The sequence below is a fragment of the Candidatus Magnetaquicoccus inordinatus genome, assembly GCF_004217665.1.
In the GTDB taxonomy this organism is placed as follows: domain Bacteria; phylum Pseudomonadota; class Magnetococcia; order Magnetococcales; family Magnetaquicoccaceae; genus Magnetaquicoccus; species Magnetaquicoccus inordinatus.
In genome coordinates, this window is sequence record NZ_RXIU01000189.1 from 1 (window position 1) to 6,902 (window position 6,902).

Annotated in this window: 7 protein-coding genes; 1 reads left to right on the forward strand and 6 read right to left on the reverse strand. The window is 51.1% G+C overall.

The annotated features are described in order from the left end of the window. The 3 genes from EJP87_RS12315 to EJP87_RS12325 form a co-directional block, all read right to left on the reverse strand. The coding region (locus EJP87_RS12315; protein ID WP_130472175.1) for a hypothetical protein at nt 1-450 on the reverse strand (450 nt) is incomplete at its 3' end. Continuing rightward, nucleotides 447-1,580 carry a permease gene (locus EJP87_RS12320; RefSeq protein WP_130472176.1) on the reverse strand — a complete coding sequence of 378 codons (1,134 nt, stop codon included), beginning with the start codon at nt 1,578-1,580 and terminating at the stop codon, nt 447-449. The genes EJP87_RS12315 and EJP87_RS12320, both read right to left, overlap by 4 nt. Next, nucleotides 1,565-2,062 (reverse strand): Fur family transcriptional regulator, encoded by a 498-nt coding sequence (locus EJP87_RS12325; protein WP_130472177.1) that lies wholly within the window; start codon nt 2,060-2,062, stop codon nt 1,565-1,567. Before EJP87_RS12325 ends, EJP87_RS12320 begins: the two co-directional genes overlap by 16 nt. A gap of 151 nt (nt 2,063-2,213) precedes the next feature. On the opposite strand from EJP87_RS12325, the gene EJP87_RS12330 reads away from it, so the two are divergent. Beyond that, nucleotides 2,214-3,113, forward strand: a complete 900-nt coding sequence (locus tag EJP87_RS12330) for a metal ABC transporter substrate-binding protein (protein ID WP_130472178.1) — start codon at nt 2,214-2,216, stop codon at nt 3,111-3,113. A gap of 125 nt (nt 3,114-3,238) precedes the next feature. Here EJP87_RS12330 and EJP87_RS12335 read toward each other — a convergent pair whose 3' ends face one another. The 3 genes from EJP87_RS12335 to EJP87_RS12345 form a co-directional block, all read right to left on the reverse strand. Then, complete coding sequence (locus tag EJP87_RS12335; protein WP_193771348.1) at nt 3,239-5,671, reverse strand: response regulator; 2,433 nt, start codon at nt 5,669-5,671, stop codon at nt 3,239-3,241. Between the two features lie 192 nt (nt 5,672-5,863). Next, nucleotides 5,864-6,151 (reverse strand): hypothetical protein, encoded by a 288-nt coding sequence (locus tag EJP87_RS12340; protein ID WP_130472180.1) that lies wholly within the window; start codon nt 6,149-6,151, stop codon nt 5,864-5,866. Between the two features lie 206 nt (nt 6,152-6,357). Continuing rightward, nucleotides 6,358-6,902, reverse strand: a 545-nt coding sequence (locus tag EJP87_RS12345; RefSeq protein ID WP_130472181.1) for an aminotransferase class III-fold pyridoxal phosphate-dependent enzyme, incomplete at its 5' end; no start/stop codon positions are given.

Below are 6,902 nucleotides of genomic sequence, written 5' to 3' on the forward strand. Positions count from 1 at the left end.
ATGCAGGCGTGGATTGCCATAAAGCTGCAAATGGGTCGTCTCCAAATAGCTACCGGGAGCTGGATCTGCCAGAGGATCTGCCTGGAAGGTGGCTGAGCGGTTGGGATCAAGGATACGCATTTGAATGCCCTCACGCAGGCTGGCACTATTGATATTGAGGGTGGTGACACCAGCCAACAGCACCAGCAGTATGGGGATGGCGTGTGCGAGCGATTCGGCAGCCCATTGCAAATGGGTACGCCAACCCAATGAGGGCCCCTCTTGAGCGCTGCCTGGCAGCAGGCCAGCCAGGAGAATGAGCAGCAGTAGAGCACTGCCCACATAGAGCAAATCGCTTTGCAACTGAGCCAGATAGTTGCTCTCCTCTCCTTTACTGATCAAATATCCAAAAAAGAGCAGCCACAGGTAGAGTTGGATATTTTTCCAAAAGTGCAGTGCCCGGTGCATCATGGCAACACCTGCCAGCGGTTATCGACATCAGAGAGATAGTCAAACCAGGATTCGGGCAAGCTCTGTAATAAAGCGATATACGCGCAGACCAAGAAAATAATCAGCAAGGCCAGACGGAGGATAAATGGGCCACGAAAGACAGTGCGATACATAAAAAGCAGCTTGATGTCCAACATGGGACCAATGACCAGAAAGGCCAGGTGTGACAGGGGGGAGAAGGTGATAAAACTGGCAGCCACAAAAGCGTCGGCACCGGCACAGAGGGAGAGTGTAAAAGCCATGAGCATCATGGTGGCAGGTCCAGATATTGTTCCCTGTCCCCATGCGCTCAGCCAGGCAGGATTGAGCAGACTTTTCATCAGACTGGCAATCAGGACGCCGAAGAGAAAATATCCGGCAGAATCAAGAAAATCGGCACGGCTTTGCAGCAACACAGAGCGCAAACGCGACCAACCGGAAGAATGGTTGGTTGCAGGACAGCAGGCTGCAGGAGCCGCACTTGCAGCAGAGTGTGCCAAAGCCACATCGGTAATCAATTGTTGCTCTACAGGCAAACGACGTAATAACAGCGCAACCAGCAGCGCTACCCATACAGCTCCCGTGGCGCGCAACAGGGGATAATAGAGATTTTGCCCAAAAGCCATCCAGGTGCCGGCAAGGACCAAGGGATTCAGAATGGGGGCAGCCAACAGATAGGCGATGGTGTGTGGCAAGGGTAATCCCAGGCGCAGCAGGCGACGGGCAACAAAGCCGATTCCGCACTCACAGATCGGAAAGAGGGGAGAGAACAGGATAATGGTTGGGATTCCCCAGACGCCCAGACGGTTGACCATGCGTGGCAGCCACTGGGCGGGAATCCACCACTCCAGGAGTGCGCCAGCCAGAGCCGAAAGCAGCATATAGGGAGCCCCTTCCAGGGTGATGGCGATAAAATAGGTGGCAAAGTTTTCCCGCCAACCGGGAGCAGGCTGTTGGTTGAGGCGATCAAGATATGCCGGCAGACCGATCTGCTGTTGCAGCAATGCCGGCAGAAAAATGGCCAAGATCACCAGCAACAGCAGCAGGCCACCAAGCCATTTTTCCCGTGCTGGGGCAAGCGAAGTGGGGGGGGGCCCTAGGCTGTGCGACATGTGCGGCACTCTCCTTCTATCTCCATGGTCACCCAGGCCGTTTGAAACTCCAGAGTTTCTGCCAGAAGTGGAATTGCTTGGGCGATGGTGCTGCTCTCTGTCTCCGCGACCACGCCGCAACGACGGCAGATCCAGAATTGCATAATGTGTTGGTGATTGGTACGGGTGCAGGCAAAGTAGGCGTTGTTGCCGGACATGCGGTGTACCACTCCCAACTCCATGAGAAAAGCCAAAGCGCGATAGACTGCCGCTGGGGTGGGGCGACGTGTCGATTCGGCCATACGTTCCAGAATATCATAGGCTCCCAGAGAGCGATGCGAAGCAGAGAGGATGGCCAAGACCTGCTGGCGTTGTGGTGTAAAGCGGATGCCTTGCTGCTGACACAACTGTTCGGCGCGTTGCAAAATCCAGCTTCGGCAGCGTCCATGATCATGATCCACTGCTGGAAAGGGAGGGCTGTCACAACGGGGGAGGTGGGCCATGACACACTCCTGGAATGGTAGAGGGTCGTTTATTCAGGGATTGACAGGGTATACGAGTTGATCTTATGATGCAAGCTGATTGATATAATATATCATCTCAAAGAACGATGGGGACGATCATCAACAGGCGATACCAGGGAGAGCAGCGCAGATGAAAAGGGTACAGTGGGGCAAAGGCGTGGTATTTGGTTTAGGGTTGTGGCTGGGAGCGATCAGCCTGGGATGGGCCGCTCCGTTGCAGGTGGTTGCCACCTTTTCGATTTTGGCGGATCTGGTACAGCAAGTAGGAGGGGAAGAGGTGCGGGTCACCACTTTGGTGAAGGCCAATGGAGATGTGCATCTTTTTGAGCCTTCCCCGGAGGATCTGCGCAATTTGCAACAGGCAAGCCTGGTGGTCGGCAATGGTCTGCATTTGGAAGGATGGTTGGAAAAATTATTGCGGGCTGCGGCATTTCGTGGCCAGAGTCTGGTTGCCAGTACCGGGGTCAATGTGCGCTATCTGGAGGAGGGCGGGCAGCGTGTTCCGGATCCCCATGCCTGGAACAGTGCTGCCAATGCCATGATCTATGTGCGCAATATAATGCAGGCGTTGCAGGCAAATAATCCTGAGCAGGCTGCCTATTATCAGAGCAGAGGTGAGAAGATGCTTGCCACTTTGCAAGAGTTACACGAAAAAAGTCGGCAAGATATCGCTGCCATTCCGGTGGAAAAGCGCAAAATTCTCACCAATCATGAGTCTTTGGGCTATTTTGCTGATGCGTATGGAGTACGGTTTTTAGCCCCTTTGGGAATATCCAGTGAAGCGGAGGCCAATGCCAAAGGGGTTGCCCAGCTTATTCGACAGATTCGTCAGGAAAATATTCGCCTCTATTTTTTGGAAAACAGTGGTGATAAACGCTTGCTGACGCAAATTGGCAAAGAGACAGGGGCAAAACTGGGGGGGATACTGTATGTTGAGTCGCTCTCTGCTGCCGATGGTCCGGCAACCACTTATGAAAAGATGTTTCGTCACAATGTGCAGTTGATGGTGGCGGCCATGACACAACCATAATTTGTGCGGTGACAGGAGCTTGTGGGGAGAATGCAATCAGTTCATGACCACGGGTCCACAAGCTCGCAACACTGTATTGATATTGGTGCACAAGCTCTCAGAAACTGTTTGCTGACAGGGTGGTTCTATAACTGTTTTGGTCGTTTAAGCTGCTGGCGAATGGTCTCCAGCAAGATTTTTTTCTTGATGGGCTTGGTCAAATGTGCATTGCAACCGGCTTGCAGACTGTGTGCAACATCTTCTGATAATGCATGGGCAGTCAACGCGATAATGGGGATCCGTTCTCTGTTTTCCTGCTTTTCTGAGCGGCGCCAGGCGCGTGTTGCCGCATAGCCATCCATCACCGGCATTTGCACATCCATCAAGACCAGATCAAAAGGGTTTTTGTTCAACTGTTCCAGGGCTTCTGCCCCATTTTCCACTGTTTGCAGAATAAATTCGCTCTCTTTCAGATAGGCAGAGATCAGCAGTCGATTGTCTTCTGAATCATCAACCAACAGGATGCGTTTTGGCTCAATGGCTGTTTGTGTTGGCAATGCGGGAGTGGAGAAAGAGGAAAAGAATTGTTCAATTTCTGGCAGACGATTGGCAATCGCTTGCAACAAGTCGATACGGCGAATCGGCTTGATCAGATAATCATGTACTCCCAGCTCCTGGCAACGATGCAGGAATGATTCCTGGTGCTCCGAGGTCAGGATAAGTACTGGAAATTGGGAATGATGGGTGCTGCGCCACAATTGCAAAAGCTGGAGGCCATCGATTTGCGGCATGCGTATGTCCAGCAATACCAAATGATACGGATTGCCAATGCAGATAGACTTTTCCAATTTTTGCATGGCTGACAGAGCATTTTCCGCTTCATCCACTGTTGCCTGGGTAGGTTCGAGATAGGATTGAAAGAGTATTCTATTGGCGGCATTGTCATCTACCAGCAAAATGCGTACACCTTGCAGTTGCAGAGCAGGTTGTGCTGCAACTGGTTGTGCTTTGGCAAGGGGAATGGTCAGATGGAATGAACTGCCGTTGCCAATTTGGCTTTCAACCCGAATGGTGCCACCCATCTGATTCAATAATTTGTTGACAATCGACAGACCAAGTCCTGTACCGCCATAACGACGGGTGGTACTGGAATCGGCTTGTACAAAATGGTCAAAAATTTTGGATAATCGCTCTTCGGCAATACCAATACCACTATCCTTGACCAGGATGTATAGCCAAATTTTCTCATCGTCAGGAGGCTGTGATGGGTTTGTAGCATTCAGCTCCAGGAGTATGGAGCCGCGTTCAGTAAATTTGACGGCATTACCCAGCAGATTGAGCAGGATTTGCCGGAGACGGGTTGGATCGCCAAGCAGCCACTCCGGCACATTGGGGTGAACGTGATAAACAAGATGTAACCCTTTGGCGTTGGCACGCAACTGTAACATGTCACAAACAACACGTGCCTCTTCTGCAGGGTTGAAGGGGATCTGTTCCAGAATCAATTGTCCTGCTTCAATCTTGGAAAGATCAAGAATATCGTTGATGATGCTCAGCAAATTTTCTCCAGCAGAACGAAAAATTTTTACATATTTTTGTTGTTCCGGCTGTAATTCACTCTCCCACAACAGGTCGGCCATGCCCAGGATGGCATTCATGGGAGTACGAATTTCGTGGCTCATGTTGGCAAGAAAATGGCTTTTGGCCAGGTTGGCTGCTTCTGCAGCCTCTCTGGCCTGGCGAATGGCCTCCTCTGCCTGGTGCCGTTCGCTGATATCGGCTTGTACACCATTCCAGACAATATCATTTTGCTCAACACTGGGAGTGGCATCGATGGAGATCCAGCGCGTTTCCTGATTGCGAAAAATTCTGCCGGTCCAAGAGAATTGCGAGAGTGTGGCGTTGGCAGATTGAATATCCAGAAAAAATCGCTCTTGATCTTCAGGGTGTATCACGGCGAAAGCCACCTGATCGTTCTCCATGACCTCTTGTTCGCTGACCCCCAACTGATGACACCATGCAGGGCTGACAAAATCGAAGCGCGATGTCCCATTGTGAAGAAAACGCCAGCGATAGACACCGATGGGAATGCGATGCAGCAAATCAGCCCGTTCGTTGAGAGTTGTTTGCAAGAGTTGAGCGGTATGACGGGCATCATCGCGTGCTTTGGCCAGAAGCTTGCGGTCTTGGTTGTCTTGGGTAAAGAGCATAGCCACCAGCAGTCCGTCGGAGGAGAGGCTCAAAAGGTAGGAGAAATAGTTGGTCAGAGCTGTCTGTTCCAGATCATGGTTGAAAAAACCTAGATGCATCAAGGCACCGCTGAGTGCCTGTACAGCGGTGAGTAAAATTACGATGATGGTACCTATGGCGCCCGCACGCAGCGCAACCAAGGTCACAAAGAGAAACATCCAGTAGCCCCGCGCCACCAGGCCTAGTGTATCATGCAGCCAGTTGAGAAAGAGTACCTGACCGACCACGCCGGCAAGAGCAATAATCAGGATGCTTTCCAGTAATTTGACCAGATCAAATTTATGTCTGGTTGTATTATGCCAAATCAACAGGGGTGCAAATGAGATCACTAAACCACATGCTGTGCCGGTTATCCTGTGCATAATATTTTGTATGGCGATAGTCGGCATGCCCAGTTTGAGTTGTATTGAGACAACGAACACAGCAACAAGCCCCATGGCCAAGGCAGCAGCAAAAAGGCGCAGATAGTCTTTAACGTTACAAAAAGAGAGCGGATTGTTGCCACCAGTAGTTTTATAAAACTAAAATCCTGCAGTAACGATTACCAGATTGCGTAAAGTGTTCTGCACAGCAAAATCGATAGGAACACCAATAAGCAGATTACCAAAGAATACGGCAAGCATGGTAATGCCGATCATGGTATAACCATGAATGATGGTAAAATAGATTACCGGTCCGTAAACCAGCCAAGGAAAGCGGATAATATCATTATTGCCAAACAATTTCTGTATTAACAAGGCGGAGAGGATGTGCAGCAAAAAAAGCAGGAGGCCATCACGAAATGGTGTGGGAAGGGATAGATAGGGCATTATTCATTTTCTCGTCCATGATAGCTTTCACGCCAAACAAGAGAGAGCAGGAGCTGGTGTTGCACTCCATGTAGCCTACTCTCCCGCTCAGTGTATAAAGCGGCTGCAGAATAATCCAGACAATAGTGACCTGTTCGTTTATTTACCTGCTTGGTTGTTCTCTCCTGCTCGCGACCATTTTTTACACGCTCTCTGCAAGTGGCCAATCAGATCTGTTTGGCGACTGTTTGCGCCGCTTCGATGGTACGATCAATCAGCGTATCATCATGGGCGAACGAGAGAAATCCGGCTTCAAACTGGCTGGGAGCCAAATAGATCCCTTCGGCCAGCATGCCATGAAACCAGCGGTTGAAACGTTGCAAATCGCTCTGCGCCGCCTCGGCAAAGTTGTGCACTTCTGTCCTGTCGGTAAAAAAGAGTCCAAACATGGAGCCAACTTGTGTCCCCAGGTGGGGTATGCCCGCCTGTTTAAGGGTGCGCGAGATTCCTTGGCAGAGTCGCTGGGTACGCTGTTCCAGGGTGCTGAAAAAGCCTTCTTGACGGATAAGGTTTAATGTAGCCAATCCGGCGGCGGTAGCCAGAGGATTGCCAGACAGGGTGCCTGCCTGATAGACCGGACCGGCAGGGGAGATCTGTTCCATGATCTCTTTGCTGCCGCCATAGGCGCCGACAGGCAGACCGCCACCGATAACCTTGCCCAAGGTGGTCAAATCGGGACGCACATCATACAAGGCCTGTGCTCCCCCCAGAG

What these genes read in the sequence shown, in the direction of transcription:
- EJP87_RS12320 (WP_130472176.1), bottom strand. Translation starts at nt 1,580, where the DNA reads ATGTCGCACAGCCTAGGGCCCCCCCCCACTTCGCTTGCCCCAGCACGG.
- EJP87_RS12325 (WP_130472177.1), bottom strand. Translation starts at nt 2,062, where the DNA reads ATGGCCCACCTCCCCCGTTGTGACAGCCCTCCCTTTCCAGCAGTGGAT.
- EJP87_RS12330 (WP_130472178.1), top strand. Translation starts at nt 2,214, where the DNA reads ATGAAAAGGGTACAGTGGGGCAAAGGCGTGGTATTTGGTTTAGGGTTG.
- EJP87_RS12340 (WP_130472180.1), bottom strand. Translation starts at nt 6,151, where the DNA reads ATGCCCTATCTATCCCTTCCCACACCATTTCGTGATGGCCTCCTGCTT.